The 15,584-nt window shown below is 61.0% G+C and carries 12 protein-coding genes and 1 pseudogene; 3 read left to right on the top strand and 10 right to left on the bottom strand.

Going from position 1 to position 15,584, the window contains the following annotated elements:
- Positions 1–6: 6 nt before the first annotated feature.
- The 6 genes and pseudogenes from OVY48_RS14320 to OVY48_RS14295 all read right to left on the bottom strand — a co-directional run bounded on the left by OVY48_RS14320 (position 7) and on the right by OVY48_RS14295 (position 6,574).
- Positions 7–180 carry a helix-turn-helix domain-containing protein gene (locus OVY48_RS14320; protein ID WP_313923316.1) on the bottom strand — a complete coding sequence of 58 codons (174 nt, stop codon included), beginning with the start codon at positions 178–180 and terminating at the stop codon, positions 7–9.
- A 212-nt stretch (positions 181–392) separates the two neighbouring features.
- Positions 393–623 (bottom strand): DUF2274 domain-containing protein, encoded by a 231-nt coding sequence (locus OVY48_RS14315; protein ID WP_310226077.1) that lies wholly within the window; start codon positions 621–623, stop codon positions 393–395.
- 9 nt (positions 624–632) lie between these two features.
- Positions 633–893 (bottom strand): annotated as a pseudogene (locus OVY48_RS14310) (TrbI/VirB10 family protein); the annotation flags it as partial.
- A 348-nt stretch (positions 894–1,241) separates the two neighbouring features.
- On the bottom strand, positions 1,242–2,750 hold the full coding sequence (locus tag OVY48_RS14305) for an aldehyde dehydrogenase family protein (protein WP_313923313.1): 1,509 nt from the start codon (positions 2,748–2,750) through the stop codon (positions 1,242–1,244).
- Between the two features lie 68 nt (positions 2,751–2,818).
- The gene (locus tag OVY48_RS14300; RefSeq protein WP_313923311.1) at positions 2,819–5,182 is read right to left on the bottom strand and encodes a TonB-dependent receptor; all 2,364 of its coding nucleotides are present in this window, start codon (positions 5,180–5,182) and stop codon (positions 2,819–2,821) included.
- A 90-nt stretch (positions 5,183–5,272) separates the two neighbouring features.
- The gene (locus OVY48_RS14295; protein WP_313923310.1) at positions 5,273–6,574 is read right to left on the bottom strand and encodes a cytochrome P450; all 1,302 of its coding nucleotides are present in this window, start codon (positions 6,572–6,574) and stop codon (positions 5,273–5,275) included.
- A 221-nt stretch (positions 6,575–6,795) separates the two neighbouring features.
- Here OVY48_RS14295 and OVY48_RS14290 point away from each other — a divergent pair, with 221 nt between their 5' ends.
- Positions 6,796–7,899 carry an NAD(P)-dependent alcohol dehydrogenase gene (locus OVY48_RS14290; RefSeq protein WP_313923308.1) on the top strand — a complete coding sequence of 368 codons (1,104 nt, stop codon included), beginning with the start codon at positions 6,796–6,798 and terminating at the stop codon, positions 7,897–7,899.
- Here the strand turns inward: OVY48_RS14290 and OVY48_RS14285 are convergent.
- The 4 genes from OVY48_RS14285 to OVY48_RS14270 form a co-directional block, all read right to left on the bottom strand.
- Positions 7,874–8,617: a MerR family transcriptional regulator gene (locus OVY48_RS14285; RefSeq protein ID WP_051034284.1), complete on the bottom strand. Its 744-nt coding sequence runs from the start codon at positions 8,615–8,617 to the stop codon at positions 7,874–7,876. The two genes, OVY48_RS14290 and OVY48_RS14285, sit on opposite strands and share 26 nt — an antisense overlap.
- A 71-nt stretch (positions 8,618–8,688) precedes the next feature.
- Positions 8,689–9,732: an aromatic ring-hydroxylating dioxygenase subunit alpha gene (locus OVY48_RS14280; RefSeq protein ID WP_313923307.1), complete on the bottom strand. Its 1,044-nt coding sequence runs from the start codon at positions 9,730–9,732 to the stop codon at positions 8,689–8,691.
- Positions 9,733–9,877: 145 nt separating this feature from the next.
- Positions 9,878–10,657, bottom strand: coding sequence for an SDR family NAD(P)-dependent oxidoreductase (locus OVY48_RS14275; RefSeq protein ID WP_313923306.1), 780 nt, complete (start codon positions 10,655–10,657; stop codon positions 9,878–9,880).
- Positions 10,658–10,716: 59 nt separating this feature from the next.
- Positions 10,717–12,969 carry a TonB-dependent receptor domain-containing protein gene (locus OVY48_RS14270; protein WP_313923305.1) on the bottom strand — a complete coding sequence of 751 codons (2,253 nt, stop codon included), beginning with the start codon at positions 12,967–12,969 and terminating at the stop codon, positions 10,717–10,719.
- A 244-nt stretch (positions 12,970–13,213) separates the two neighbouring features.
- Here OVY48_RS14270 and OVY48_RS14265 point away from each other — a divergent pair, with 244 nt between their 5' ends.
- Positions 13,214–14,503, top strand: a complete 1,290-nt coding sequence (locus OVY48_RS14265) for a Rieske 2Fe-2S domain-containing protein (protein WP_313923304.1) — start codon at positions 13,214–13,216, stop codon at positions 14,501–14,503.
- Between the two features lie 147 nt (positions 14,504–14,650).
- Positions 14,651–15,583 (top strand): PDR/VanB family oxidoreductase, encoded by a 933-nt coding sequence (locus tag OVY48_RS14260; RefSeq protein WP_313923303.1) that lies wholly within the window; start codon positions 14,651–14,653, stop codon positions 15,581–15,583.
- Position 15,584: the final 1 nt, after the last annotated feature.

The raw sequence follows: 15,584 nt of genomic DNA, 5'->3' as shown, positions 1-15,584 counted from the left end.
GGCGTATCAAGCCATATCTCGGGATTGTGCCAGCCGCTTGATGGACTCAGTGGTCAGCAAGGTTCGCCTACCGATTTTGATCGCATCAAGTTTGCCAGATTTGAGTAAGGCATAAACCGACGACCGACCGATACCGAGCACCTTAGCGGTGTCGTTAATAGAGATTGCTAGCACTTCCATGTGCATCTCCTTGCTTATCGATTACCAAGGTAAGCGTGCGTTCCGGCTCACACGCTGAACCATTGATGCTGGCCATTAGCTAAATTTACGCCTGCGGCCGGATGTCAGAATGCTGAGATTGTCACGATCTTCTAAAGCCTTCGCGGTGTTTGACACATACCGATAGGGATAACCGGCTCAGTCGACATGCTGTATTTTGTCGCTGCCTGTCGTTATTTACGCCGTGCGGCTAGCCCTGCCCGCGCCTTGGCAAAGCCGCGGTCACTCGCGAGGAAGGCAGAAAGCATATGCGGGACCAAATCGGCGATCGCCTGATCATCGCCATAGGTCTCATGATAGATGGTGGCATAATCCGCCAACGCCAAATGAAGGTCTGGCGGGACGCTGATAGCTAGTTTGACCGGCGTTCTGTCGGGCAGACGACCAAGTTTAATATCCGTCATATCGTGCTCCTATTCTGTCCACGGGGCCAAAATGAGATCGCGATGCACTATGAGTCGGACCGGGGCACCGGGCCGAATGGTGATGGTCGGTTGGATCTGAAGATTGCGGGATGTGATCTGGTCTCCGGCGCGGGACACATTCTGCTGCGTGGATTGACGGATCGCTTGGACAAGATCGCTTTCACCGGAGAAGGTGACGTTCGCCCCGACGCCGAGCAATGTCGATATCGCTACGCCCTTGAGCAGCGCCCAGGTGTGGAAATCGACTTGAGACATGCGCCGACGCCTTTGGCCGCAAGCGGCTTGGACATGCGCGTCGGCCACCCGGCCGCGTCGATGGCGGGTTAATTCATTTTCCCAAGCGAGGTTCTCAAGCCTCGGCGCCGCCTTCGCGACGCGAAGCAAGATTAACATCCTGATTCGGAGAAGCAATACCGATGGGACGATTTGCAAAGCGCGCCTATTTGGAGAGGGGAAGATCGACCACGATCTCGCCCGTAATAATTTCCCTGTTTCCCAGACAGCGCCAGACGTTCTTTGCCCTCATGGGTCGTCTACGACGATCACGCTTAAAACGATCATCCTCGTCCCGCCACAACCATCATTCGCGGCGCGGCTTCAATCGGCCAAAAGTGCTGTCACGGTCTTTGTCTCCGTGTAATGGAGGACACCTTCTTCGCCAACCTCCCGGCCCCAGCCTGATTCCTTGACCCCGCCAAAGGGGGCGGAGGGATCGTTCATCCCGTGCGTATTGATCCAGACCGTGCCGGCCTGAAGCCGTCTTGCGGTCAGATGAGCGCGGGACAGGTCGCGGGTCCAGATATTGGCAGCCAGGCCGTAGCGGGTGTCATTGGCTTGCCTGACCACGTCATCGATATCGTCAAAGGGGGTCGCAACCAGTACCGGGCCAAAAATCTCCTCCCGCACGATGCTGGCATCAGCATCGGGATTGGCGAAGATCGTCGGCTCGACGAAATAGCCGTCCCGGTCCCCGGTCCCGCCACCTGTGACAAGGTCCGCGCCGGTCGCCTTGCCTTGCGCGATAAAGTCCAGCACGCGCCCCTGCTGCACCTTCGATACCAGCGGTCCGAGCATCGTGTCAGGATCGCGCCCATGGCCAAGTTTGAAGCTCTTAGCGACCTGCGCGATACCGTCGATCACCTTGTCGAACACCGACCGTTCGACATAGAGGCGCGAGGCGGCCAAGCAAACCTGGCCCGAGTTGAAGAAAATGGCGAGCGCCGCGCCGATCGCCGCCTTGTCGAGATCGGCATCGGCGAAGATGAGCGAGGGCGACTTGCCGCCCAGTTCCAGCGTGACGCGCTTGAGGTCTTTCGCACAGGTCTGGACGATCCGCTTGCCGACGCGGGTCGATCCGGTAAAGGCGATCTTGTCGATGCCGGGATGCTCAACCAGCGCCTGCCCAGTTTCATGCCCATAGCCGGTGACGATGTTCAGCACACCGTCAGGCAGCCCCGCCTCCAGCGCCAGTTCCGCGAGGCGCAGCGCGGTCAGTGGGGTGACTTCGGACGGCTTCAGCACAATGGTGCAGCCCGCCGCCAGCGCCGACGCGATCTTCCAGGCCGCCATCGCCAGCGGATAATTCCACGGCACGATTTGGCCGACAACACCGATCGGCTCGCGCACCGAGTAACTGTGATATTGGCGGCCATCGCCGGAAATGGGGTTCACCTGCCCATAAATCTTAGATGCCCAGCCCGCCATGTAGCGAAAAATATCGACGGCGGCGGGCACGTCCACCGCCAGCGCATGATGCACCGCCTTGCCATTGTCATAGCTTTCGAGCAGCGCCAGTTCCTGCGAATGATCCTCGATCTTGCGCGCGATCGCCTCGATGATCCGGCCGCGATCGAGCGGGCGCATCCGGCTCCAGGCGGCTGATTCGAACGCGGTCCGCGCTGCCCTGACGGCGCGATCGACATCGGCGGCCGTTCCTGCGGGAACAGCGGCGAACACCTTGCCGGTAGCTGGGTCTTCCACATCGATGACGCGGCCGTCCGCGGCCGCTTCCCATGATTGGCCGATCAACATTTTTTGCTGTGGAAGGCGGACCTTGAAACCGGCGTCACCATGTAATCCAGCGGCGATCAAAACGGGTGCAGTCATGGAACATGTCTCCGGGGATCAAGAAAGAGCCGCGCCCGCCTTTCAGGGCGCGGCCCAGGGGGAGCAGGTCAGAAGCGCGCCGACAGGGTCGCGCCGAATGTGCGTGGTCGTCCGGCAAAACGGACCGTCGTGTCCGTGATGCGCGTGGCGTTGGACCAATAGTAGGTGTTGCACAGGTTCCGCACGAAGGCGCTGATCTTGTAGCGCTTGTCGGCAAAGGACAGGCCAGCGCGCAGATCGATCAGCGTATAATCCTCGATCGTCAGGCCACCCTGCGCGCTTAGGTCCGCCGATGGCGTAGCGCGGGCGTTGCCCAGCACCGCCTTGGTATCGCTCTGGAAATTCAGATTGGCACCGACGAAAGCCTCGACATCGTCGCTGAGCGCCCAGTCATATTGGGCATCGGTCACGATCTGAAATTTGGGCGTGTAGGGAAAGGCCGATCCGCCAAAATCCAGCTGGCTGCCATAGCTGTCATAGTTGACGAAACTGCCCTTGATCCGCGTGTCGAGATAGGTCGCGCCGATGCTGACGCGCAGGCCATCGGTCGGCGCGAGGTCAAGTTGAATTTCCGCACCTTTTACCCGGCTTTTCGGGACATTGACCAACGCTTCGAGAGGGCCGAACACATTGGGACTTGCGATCACGCGGCCCTTCAACTGCTTGTCGCTATAGTCGTAATAGAAGAGTGCGCCGTTGATCTGGGCGGTGTTCTCCAGCAAGGTCAGTTTCGCGCCGAGTTCATAAGCGGTCACGGATTCCTGCGTGACGGGATTGAACTGGTTGGCATCGCTGGCCGACAGCAGCGGAAAGCTACCCGACTTGTACCCTTTGCTGACGGAAGCGTAGAGCAGCACGTCCCTGCTCGGCTTGTAATCGACACCCGCACGCCAGGAAATATTATCCTCGTCCAGCGACTTGCGCACCTCGCCCACGGTCAGCGTCGCTCCGTCGATCGTGACGCAGCCATTGGTGGGAATATCGATGGGCGCCAGCCCTGCGCCGCCGCGAATGAAGTTGATCAGATTTTCGATCCCCAGCCCCAACGCATTGCCGCGATCGGCCGTGCAACCGGCAAAATCGATATTGGTCTTGGTATAACGCACCCCGCCATGCAGGGTGATGCTGTCACTGATGTCATAGTCCAGATTGGCGAACACCGCTTTGTTCACGAATTTCTGGCGCGCATATTGGCTATAGACGAAAAAGGGGATGCCAAGGCCGGCGTCGACGAAATTATAGGCCGATGTCGATTGGTCATAGGGACCGGCATCATCCTGCTGATAGGTTTTTTCGCGCGCATAATTGGCACCCAGAATATAGGTCAGGCCGCCAGTCCGCCCTTGCAGACGCAATTCCTGCGACAGTGCCGTGATCTTTCCGGTGGTGTTGTAGAAATAGTCACGCAGGGCGACGCCGTCCGGGTCGATATCCTGGTCATTATGATATTCCGACCAGCTGCTGATCGAGGTCAGGCTCACATCGTCGGCCAGATCGATATCCCCCCGAAACGAGGCCTGATAGAACCAGTCGTCACGCTGGGGCTTTTGTTCCGGCGTCCAGTCGGCATCACGATTGTTACGCGGCGCGATAGGATAGGTGGCCAGAGGCCCCAGCCGCGCGGGATTGCCCAGCGGCACCACGCCGATCAGTTGCGCAGCCTGCCCATCGCTCTTGTCGATGAAACCGTTGAGGTTAAGCGAAAAGCGTGCGCTGTCGGACGGCTCGAAGTCGATCAGGATACGGCCCGTGGTGAAGTTGCGATCACCGAGCTTTTCATCGCGCGTGTAGCTGCGTTGCCATGCCCCGCCCTGCTCGGTCCGCACCGCCACGCGTGCGGACAGCGTATCGCTGATCGGCCCGCTGATGAAGCCGCCACCCGACACCTGTCCGAAACTGTCCAGACCCGCGTCAAGACCGGCTTTGAAGGTCGATGTCGGCTTGGCGGCGATATAGTTGATTGCACCGCCCGTCGCGTTCGATCCGAACAGCGTGCCCTGCGGCCCTTTCAGCACTTCCACGCGCTCCAGATCGAGCGTCGCGCCGCGCGTCATGATGGAAAAGGGGATCGGCACCTGATCCTGATAGATGCTGACCGTCGGCTTGGCGGCCAGGCTGGTGTCGTAAAAGCCGATACCCCGCAATGTGTAGACTGGCGTTGCGAACGCGCTCTCGGTATAGTTGAACCCCGGCACGATCTTTACCAGATCCGCGACATTGGTGATGCCCTGGTTCGCCAGCTTCTCGCCGGATGCCGCGGTGATCGACAGCGGCACATCGTTGATCGCCTGCTCGCGCTTCTGTGCCGTCACGACGATGTCGCCAAGGCCTGAGGATGTCACCTGTGGCGCAGCTTCGGTCTGGCCCCAGGCCTGAGCATGCAATGCAACGGCCGATACGGTGGCGGCCAGCGTGATAAACCTCTTGGTCATGTTCAGACTCCTCCCATTTATCGCCCGGATGTTCCCATCCTGGGCCTGTGCGCCGGTCCCGCCTTGGCGGTGATCCCGCGGCGATGTGCGTCAGTTCTTCGTGAAGCGGATCGGCAGCGCCTTGTACCCGCCGACGAAGTTCGTCTCGACCATGCGGGGATCGCCCGCCATTTCGACCGAGCTGAGATGCGGCAGCAATTCCTCGAACAGGATGCGCATCTCCAGCTTGGCGAGATGCTGGCCCAGGCACATATGCGGACCAAAGCCGAAGGCGATGTGCGGATTGGGCGAGCGGGTGATGTCGAAGCGGTCAGCGTCGTCAAACACCGCCTCGTCGCGATTGCCCGACGGGTAACAGATCATCAGCCGTTCCATCGCGCGAATATCCATGCCGCGCACCTGCGTGTCGGCGGTGGCATTGCGCATGAAATGCTTGACCGGACTGGTCCAGCGGATCGCCTCATCCACGAGGCCAGGGATCAGCGACGGGTCCGCCTTCACCTTGGCCCAATTTTCGGGATAGACCATCATCCCGTGCAGCCCACCGGCGGTCGAGGACGACGTCGTGTCATGGCCCGCGGTGGCGATCGCGACATAATAGCCGTTCGCCTCATCGCGCGGGATCGGCGCGCCGTTGATCCGCGAATTGGCGATCAGCGACAACAGGTCATCGGTCGGCCTTTCCCGGCGGTCGGCACTCAATTTGTCGAAATAGGTGTAGAAATCCTCGATCGAGGCTGCCCATTGCTTTGCCGCGACCACCGGGTCCGCCGCCATTTCGGGCCGCTGTTCTTCGGGATCATGCACGCCGAAAAATTCCTGCGTCAGCTTGAGCATCCGCGGTTCGTCTTCGGGTGGCACGCCGAACAGCGTCATGATGACGCGCAACGGATAGTGCAGCGCGAAATCGCGGACGAAATCGCATTCGCCGTCAAAACTCAGCAGATTGTCCACCGACTGGCGCGCCAGCACGCGGATCTGATCCTCCAGCTTGCTGATCTTGCCGGGCAGAAACCAGTTGGACGTCAGCGTGCGGTAGGACGCATGTTCGGGCGGGTCCATAAAGGTCAGCGACGACAAGATGCGGATCGACCCGCCGTTGATGTCCCGCGTGAAGGCGTCCGATGCCTGATCGACCAGGATCGGGTTGTGATCGGCATTGTGGAACAGCTTGCCGTTGCGTTCCACTTCCTTGATGTCGGCATGTTTGGTGACGACCCAGACCGGGTCATAGCCAGGCACCTGTGCGATACCCAGCGGCATATGTTCGCGCAGCCAGCGAAAAGCGCCATAGATCGTCGCGTCGTCCGTATAGCTTTTAGGCGCGATCACGATCCGCGCAATGTCGTCGGGGATGATGGGACGCACGTCGGCATCCAGCGAAGTCGCCATGAAACTACCCTCTCCTACACGATGCCCCAAGGACACTTGCGTATTGCGTATTGTCATTACGTAACTATAGACAAGCGAATTCGTCAATCGTAAAAAGAGGTCGGACCATTCAGCCTTTCAGGGACGGAAATCGCAGAAAATACGCGGCTTTACGGCGCAAATCATCCGTTCCTATTCCCGAAACTGAATGACGAACCCAAAGATTGAATAGGAGAAGACCCATGGAAGTGAAGGCAGCTGTCGCCCGGATAGCGGGTGGTGACTTTACGCTAGAGCAGCTCACCCTGTCCGATATGCGCGCCGACGAAGTGCTGTTGCGGATCGTCGCGACGGGCCTGTGCCATACCGATATCGTCGTGCGCGATCAGTTGCTGCCGACGCCCCTGCCCGCTGTGCTGGGCCATGAAGGTGCAGGCATCGTCGAGGCAGTCGGCGCGGATGTCACCACACTCGTGCCGGGTGATCGCGTCGTGATGGGCTTTGCCGCCTGCCGCCAATGCCCCCAATGTGTTGCGGGGCACCCAGCCTATTGCCGCGATTTTTCCGCACTCAACTTCGGTGGCTGCCGGGCGGACGGCTCGACCTGCCTGCATGACGGCGTAGCGCCGGTCAGCAGTCACTTTTTCGGCCAATCCTCCTTCGCCAGCCACGCCATCGCGGCCGCCCATAATCTGGTGAAGGTACCGGCCGAAGCACCGCTCGAACTGCTTGGCCCGCTGGGCTGCGGTATCATGACCGGGGCAGGCGCGGTGATGAAGGCGCTCAAACTTCAGACTGGCGAGACCATCCTGATCACTGGCGGCGGCCCCGTCGGTCTGAGCGCCGTCATGGCGGCGAAGGCTTCGGGCGCAGGGGAGATCATCGTCGCCGATCCTTTGGCAACACGCCGCGCCATGGCGCTCGACCTGGGCGCGACCCATGTCATCGACGTGACCGCGAGCGACACCGCCGAACAGTTGCGCAAGCTGTTGCCCCAAGGCGTCGATTGCGTGCTGGACACGTCGGGCGCGGTCCCGGCGATCGACGCCGGCGTGGCCTCTCTTGCCCCTCTGGGGCGTCTTGCCATCGTCGGTGTGCCCAAGGCGCTGGATGCGGCGATCAGCCTCAACATCCTGACCCTCCTGTCGCTTGGCATCTCGATCTGCGGCGTGACCGAAGGCAATGCCGACCCGCAGACGTTCCTGCCCGAACTGATCGCGCTAAATGCCAAAGGGCTGTTCCCATTCGAGAAGCTGATAACGACCTACAGGCTGGAAGACATCAACCAAGCGATCGAGGACCAGCATGATGGCCGCTGCGTCAAGGCTGTACTGACGATGGCGTGACCTTGCCCGCCGGGCGATCCGTTTCCTTGCCGGCGCGGATCGCCTCGACATGGCGGAAGAAAGCGCGCTGCCGCATCAGGCCGAAGAAATCGAGCATGAGCGGAAGCGCATGTTCGACCATGGTGGCTGCCTCAGCCACATCGATATGCCCGTCGACCCGCTCCATGAAGGTCGACGCTTCCCAGCGTCCGACGAAATCCGCTGCCTCTGTGTAGAAACCCAGAATGTCGGGCGTATAATCAAGCCGCTGATCGAACCCGGCCTTGCGCATGTCGCCCCAGATACGCACCAGCTGCGCGCAGGTGATGCTCAGCGCCTCGCCCTGATCCGTTTCGATGATATCCAATATGCCGATCTTCGCCAGCGTGCGGGCATCCTCCGCCGCATGCGGATGGCGTTCCAGCAGCGACGCGATCGTCACCGGCGGCCCGTCCACGCCGACGCGATGCGCGACCAGTTGCTCCAGCTGGTCGAACGCGCTGGCCTCGACCCGGCCTTCGGTGCCCTCGCCGCCGATGATCGCCTTAATCTGTGCCAGTGTCAGCCGGTTCTCACGCTGGAGCCGACGCACAGACAGGATCGCCTGGACATGCTCCTCCCCATAATCGGCAACCGTCTTGCGCGGCCGCTCTGGCTCCGGGATCAATCCTTCGCGCAGATAGACACGGATTGTCTCCCGATGAACCCCTGTCCGATCCTCCAGTTCGCGCATCTTCATGATGGCGCTACAGCATGGCGCACCGGACAGGGCAAGCCGCTATGTTACTTATATACGCAAGGCTTGGTGGTTCAGGCCGCGACCTTGCCGCCATCCTCCGCTTCCTGCATCGCGCTGAGCAGCCGCCGCGCCTGGTTGACCGCGCCATCGCTGGCGATGCCCACAAATGCCCGTTCCGGTTCGTCGTCGATCCGGCGCTGCTGCGCTTCGAGCGTCACCTCATCCTCCGTGATGGTATCGAAAAACTGGTCGAACAGCACGTCCGGCACACCGCTTTCCTTTGGCGCGGTGGTGCAGATAGTCCACAGATAATGGCTGGTCGTTTCCGTTTCCGGCGTGATGAAATGGTTGTTGGCCAGCATGAAGCCATGGTCGCGCTTGCCTTCATAGGCGCCGGTGCCAGCGTCACAGCCCCCCGCGTTGACGCGGCACGTCATGCCGATGCCCGGCTCGAACCGCACTTCCTGCCAGCGATCGACCCGGCCCTTGAAGCCGCCAGCGTCGATATAGGATTTGGGCGGGATCGAATTGGGCATCTTGCGTAGCAACGTGACCTTGCGACCGTCAAACTCGACCTTGGTATCGGCATTATAATGCTGCTCCGGGTTCCCGCCGATCGTGCGCGCATGGATATAAGGCACATGGGTCAGGTCCATGATATTGTCGATGATCAGCTGCCAATTGGCCTTCACCGGGAAATTATAGGGCCGCCACGTCCAGGCCGGATCATCATGTTCCGGGCTGTCGACGATGATCGACGGATCGGCCAGCGCCGGTTCGCCCATCCAGATCCAGATCAGATGATCCTTTTCCACCACCGGATAATGGCGGACATTGGCGGCGGCAGGAATACGCGCCTGGTTGGGGATGCGGGTGCAGGTGCCTTTGCCGTCAAATTCCACGCCATGATAGCAGCAGCGGATGACGTCGCCATCGACATGGCCCGAAGAGAGCGGCATCGCCCGATGGCTGCACCGGTCCTCCAGCGCGGCGATCTCGCCGCTTTCGGTGCGGAACAGCACGACCGCCTTGTTCAGATATTTGCGCCCAAGCGTCTTGCCGGCTTCGATATCGGCGGCGAAAGCGGCCACATACCATGCGTTGTAAATGAACATGCTGCTCTCCATTATCCGGCCGGGCCGTTCACGGCTCCGGCGCTACCCTATTGTTGGTGGTGATTATGGATAGCCCGCGCAGAACCGCCAATCGCAATCCCATAACGCCATAAGAAAAGCGGGAAACAAAGACGGTAAAGCGGGATCACCGCAAATATAGCCCCCCATTCATGTCCAGCGTGGCGCCCACGAAGAACCCACCGCGATCCGAAGCCAGCAGTGCGGTCGCCGCCGCAATCTCGCCCACCTCCATGAAGCGGCCGACCGGCACCTCGCCCTCGACCTGTGCGATCTGTTCCGCCGACAGTCGCGCCTTGGCCGTGTCGATCGGTCCCGGCGCGATGGCGTTGACGGTCACGCCGGTCCCGGCCAGATAGCGGGCGAAATATTTGGTCAGCATGATCGCCCCGGCCTTGGACGCGGCATAATGGGGGGAGGCCACCGTCCCGCCATTCTGCCCGGCGAGCGACGTGATATTGACGATCCGCCCATAGCCATTCTCGCGCATATGGTCGGAAAATATCTGGCAGCTCAGGAATACGCTGCGCATGTTGATCTGCACGATCGCGTCGAACTCTTCGGGGCTGATGTCCTGCGTCGGCGTGCGCTTGGCGAAGCCGGCATTGTTCACCACGATGTCGACCTTGCCCCACAGGCCCGCCATCTGATCCCGCGCAGCGAGGAAATGCGCCTTCTCCCGCACGTCCAGCGTCAAGGCGATCGCCGTCGCGCCCGACGGATCGAGCGAGGCCGCGACCGCCTGCGCCACAGCGCTGTCCACATCGCTGACGGCCACGCGACCGCCCCCGGCGTGGATTTCGCGCGCCACCGCCTCGCCCACACCACGGCCGCCGCCGGTCACCAGCGCGGTGCGACCTGCAAAGGAAAAGCTGCCATTGGCAGGCAGCGTGAAATGATCGCTCATGATATCGTCCTGCAATAAAATGGCGGGGAAGGCCGCGCCCTCCCCGCCCATGCCGTTCGTCAGCGGCGGATCGACAGCGTCAGGCCATAGGTCCGCGGCGTGTTGGTAAAGATCTTCCAATAAGTCGTGCCATTGCCCGGTACGGCCAGGAAGGCGGTGATGTCGTCCGCATTCACGATCTGATAATTGTTGGTCAGGTTCTTGCCCCACAGGCCGATCTGGAACCGGCCATCGGCTGTTTCATAATTCAGACGGGCATTGAGTGTCCGGCCGCGCGTATCGCGATGCAGATTGTCATAAAGCCGCAGCGTATTGGCGTCGTCGGTCGAAATGCGGGTGGAGAAGTTGAAATCCGCCTGCGGCGTCAGCGTCGCGCCATTGCCCAGCCGCCCGGTATAGGCCGCGCCGACGGTGAAGCTGTCGCGCGGTGCGAACTTGGCGGGATTGCCCGAATAATCGAGGTTCACCAGCGGATCGCGCAGATCGGTATAGGTGCCGACCAGATGCGTATAATTGGCGGTCAGGCGTAGATCCTCGACCGGTCGAATGACGGATTCGACCTCCATGCCCTTCATCTTGAGCGTGCCATTATAGGTATGGGCAATACCGCCCGCGCCGGAGAAATTCTGGAGATTCTTGGTCGTCTGGTGGAACAGCGCGACGTTCAGATCCAGTCTGTTGTCGAACAGGCGGGACTTTGCGCCGATTTCATAATTTTCGGCATTTTCCGGCGCCAGCGGGATGGTCGGGTCGCGATAGGCATTGTCGACGAAGCCGCCCGATTTGAATCCCTTGGCATAGGTCGCATACATGTTGATCTGTTCGGTCGGCTCGAACTTGATCGTGAAGCGCGGCGTGAAGGCATCCCAGGTGCGGCCGCCCGATGCGCGCACTTCGCCGGGGAAACCGAAACCGGGAATGGTCCCTGCATCCGTCGTCGAAAAGGCACGATAATCGACCTTCTTGCGATCCGACGTATAACGACCGCCCGCGACCACGGCCAGATTGTCAGTGATTTCGAACGTCGCCTCGCCGAACACGGCCAGGCTGCGGACATTGCCGTCCTGGACGCGCGTGATGTTGGTGACGTCAGGATTGCGGCGGATGCTGCCGGGCACGGCCGATCCGGGCAGCGGGCTGTAGAAGAAGATGTTGGTCGTCGAAACATCCGCCGACAGGAAATAGGCACCCACGACATAGGAGAAGCGGCCCGGTGCCGATGCGAAGCGCACTTCCTGCGTGAAGCTGCGGTTCTTGACCACTTGGCGGCGGTCGAACACCGGCACGACCGTCCCCACCGGCACGTCGTCATTGATCGCGCGGCTGTCGTTCATGCGATAGCCGGTGATCGACGTCAGCGTGCCGCCGAGCAGGTCAAGGTCGCCGCGCAGATAGCCGCCGCGCAGCCGCTGGCGATAGGGTGACGATACGAAGTCGTTATTGGTCCATTCGTCGTCGGTATAGGCGCCGAACGTATCGGGGATGACCTGATTGCCGCCAATGCCGAGCTGGATCGCGCCGCCATTGCCTTTGGTATAGCTATAGTCGCCCGACAGGACGACCTGCAGCCTATCGGTCGGCTGGAACAGCAGCTTGCCGCGCGCCGAATAGCTGTCATATTTGCCGTAACGTCCCGACTGGTTGGGCGTGTCGATCAGGCCATCGCTATGTTCGGTGCTGAACGCGAAGCGAGCGGCGATCTTGTCCTCGACCAGCGCGCCGTTCAGCATCCCTTCGGTCCGCACGAAGCCGCCATTGCCGCCAGTGACCTGCGCGAAATAGTCGTCCTCAAATTTGGGATTATTGGTGATGACGGCAATCGCGCCGCCTACCACGTTGCGCCCGAACAATGTCCCCTGCGGGCCGCGCAACACTTCGACGCGGTCGGTGTCGTAGAAATTGGCGTTCAGGTCATTGTTGAACACATAATAGACGTCGTCCATGAAGAAGGCGACCGGCGTGTCCAGCGTGGCGGTACGGAATGTCGACACATTGCCACGGATCGCGACGATCGACAGCGACTTGTCGGCGGTGTTGATGGTGATGCCCGGCATCTGCTGCGTCAGCGCGGCGGGGCTGTAGACCTGCGCTTCGCGCAGCAATTCGCCGCCGAACGCCGCAATGGAAAAAGGCACTTCGCGCACCGTCGATTCGCGCCGCTCGGCAGTGACGACGATGTCTTCGGGGAAGATCGCCTGCTGGGGCGCGGCGTCCTGCGGCACTGGCTGATCGGCCTGCGCAAAGGCCGAAACGCTCGTCATCGCGGCGATGATCGCGCCCATGGCGCAGGATGTTTTGAAGCTGAAAGGCATTCCCGGACTCTCCCTTGACAACACGGCTTGATGCCGTCTGCCAACCGTGAAGCAGCAAAAACAAAAGAGGCGCAATAGCATCGTCCCGGTTATTGAATGGTCCGACCACATTCCGATTGGGGCGGGGCGTGCAGTGGCTCTAGTCAGGGATCAGGGAATGGCGCTGGCTTCGATTCACGCCGCGCCGATAACGAAAAGCAAGGAAGAGGCTGAAAAACTCATGCAGTCCACAGATAGCGCAGACATGACCAGGGTAGGACCGGGCACGGTCATGGGCACGATGATGCGCCAATATTGGCTGCCCGCCTGCCTTTCGTCCGAAGTTACCGCTGACGGCGATCCATTGCGCCTGATGATCCTGTGCGAAAAGCTGATCGCCTTTCGCGACAGCTCAGGCCGCGTGGGCATCATGGACCATCGCTGCCCGCATCGCTGCGCATCGCTGTTCATCGGCCGCAATGAAGAAAACGGCATACGCTGCGTCTATCATGGCTGGAAGTTCGACGTCGACGGCAAGTGCGTCGACATGCCGTCCGTCCCCGCCCGCATGGACTTCAAGGACAAGGTCCATGCCAAAGCGTATAAGACGCACGAAGCCAACGGCCTGATCTGGGTCTATATGGGCGAAAACCAGTCCGCGCCGCCGCCCTTGCCGGAAATCGAAGCAACGATGCACTCGGACGCCGAAATCTGGTGCCTGCAGCGCGACTGCAACTGGCTTCAGGCGCTGGAGGGCGACATCGACACCAGCCATGTCGGCTTCCTGCATGTCGGATCGATCGAGGCGGACGATCTGGATGAGGATCATCCGATGCGTCCCACCGTCCTCAACCGCGCGCCCGACTATGAAGTGGCGCAGGCCGACTGGGGCGTCATGTATGGAGGCTATCGCCCGAATGATGATGGCCAGATGAGCTGGCGCGTCGCCCACTATATGTTCCCCTTCTGGACGCAGACGCCCAACAATCGCTTCGCCACCCGCGCGATCGCCCGCGCCTGGGTGCCGATGGACGACGAACATTCGATGCTGTTCGACATCACCTGCGGCGTGGACGCGGGCAACCCGGCCTATACGTCGACACTCAAGGACGGCACGCCCTTGTTCGCGCCGCTGGAATATGCGCCGACGACCACCGACTGGTTTGGCCGCTGGCGCTCGCCCGATAGCGAGAAGAATGACTGGGCGATCGACCGGGAATCCCAGCGCAACGGCACCCAGTTCACCGGCATCCCCAACATCACGATGCAGGATCAGGCGGTGACCGAAAGCATGGGACCGATCACCGACCACAGCTTTGAAAATCTGGCGCCGACCGACCAGATGATCGCCCGCGTGCGCCGCCGTGTGCTGCTCGCCGCCCGCGCGCTCGCCAACAAGGGCAAGCTGCCACCGGGGATCGAAGACCCCAGCATCTTCTACCGTGCGCGCGCCGGCTCCTTCCTGCACGACCCCAGCGACACGCTCGCCAACGCCTATGAATCGGCACTGGCCAAGGCGGTACGCTGGCCCGACAAGGTCGAAGCGGCTGAGTGACACATATATAAGGGCCGGGGCGATCCATGCCCCGGTGCCTCGGACAAGGATGATAGAGGTGACGACACGCATTGCGGTTTGTCCGGTTCGCCGATCCATGGCGCCCCGGCCCTGCCAAGAGACGCATCGCACCGGACGGAGAGGGTGATGCGCGTACGATTGAAGAATATCCGCTGGGAGGCCGAAGGGATCAACAGCTACATCCTCGAAGCCGTCGATGGCGGGCTGATGCCGCCCTTCGATCCCGGCGCGCATATCGACGTCCAGCTTTCCCCCGGTCTGGCGCGCAGCTATTCGTTGGTCAATGACCCCGCCATTCGCGGCTATTACGAGATCGCCGTCCATCATGCGATCGACGGTCGCGGCGGATCGCGCCACATCCATGAAAAATGGCAGGTCGGCCAGATCCTCGACATTTCGGAACCGAAAAACAATTTCCCGATGGTGGAGGATGCCAGCCACACCGTGATGATCGGTGGCGGGATCGGCATCACGCCGATGCTGCCCATGATCGCGCGCCTCGAAAAACTTGGACGTAGCTGGGAACTCCATTATGTCGCCGCCTCGCCTGAGCGCGCCGCCTATGTCGATCGCCTGTCCGATTATGACCAGGTGGAAATCGCCTATGACGGCATTCCGGGCGGCCACCGCCTGGACCTGAAAGCCATCTGCGCCGCTGCGCCGGCCGACGCGCATCTCTATTGCTGCGGTCCGGGCGGGATGCTCGATGCTTTCATGGCGATCAATTGCGACCGGCCCAAGGGGCATGCCCATATCGAATATTTCTCGGCCGAAACCGAAATGGCGACCGAGGGCGGCTACACATTGGAACTGGCCAGGAGCGGCAAGACCATCGCGGTGGAAGAAGGCGAAACGATGCTCGACGCGCTGCTCAGCGCCGGTGTCAATGTCGGCTTCGCTTGTTCCGAAGGGATTTGCGGCACCTGCGAGGTCAAGGTGCTGGACGGCATTCCCGACCATCGCGACCATTTCCTGTCGGATGACGACAAAGCCGCCAACAGGTCGATCATGGTCTGCTGTTCGGGGTCGAAAAGTGCCAACCTCGTCCTCGACATCTGAT

Origin of the sequence: Sphingobium sp. SA2 (genome assembly GCF_032227065.1) — a bacterium.
Taxonomy (GTDB): domain Bacteria; phylum Pseudomonadota; class Alphaproteobacteria; order Sphingomonadales; family Sphingomonadaceae; genus Sphingobium.
Note: the sequence above shows the minus strand (reverse complement) of the source record. Positions and strands in the feature narration are given on the sequence as shown.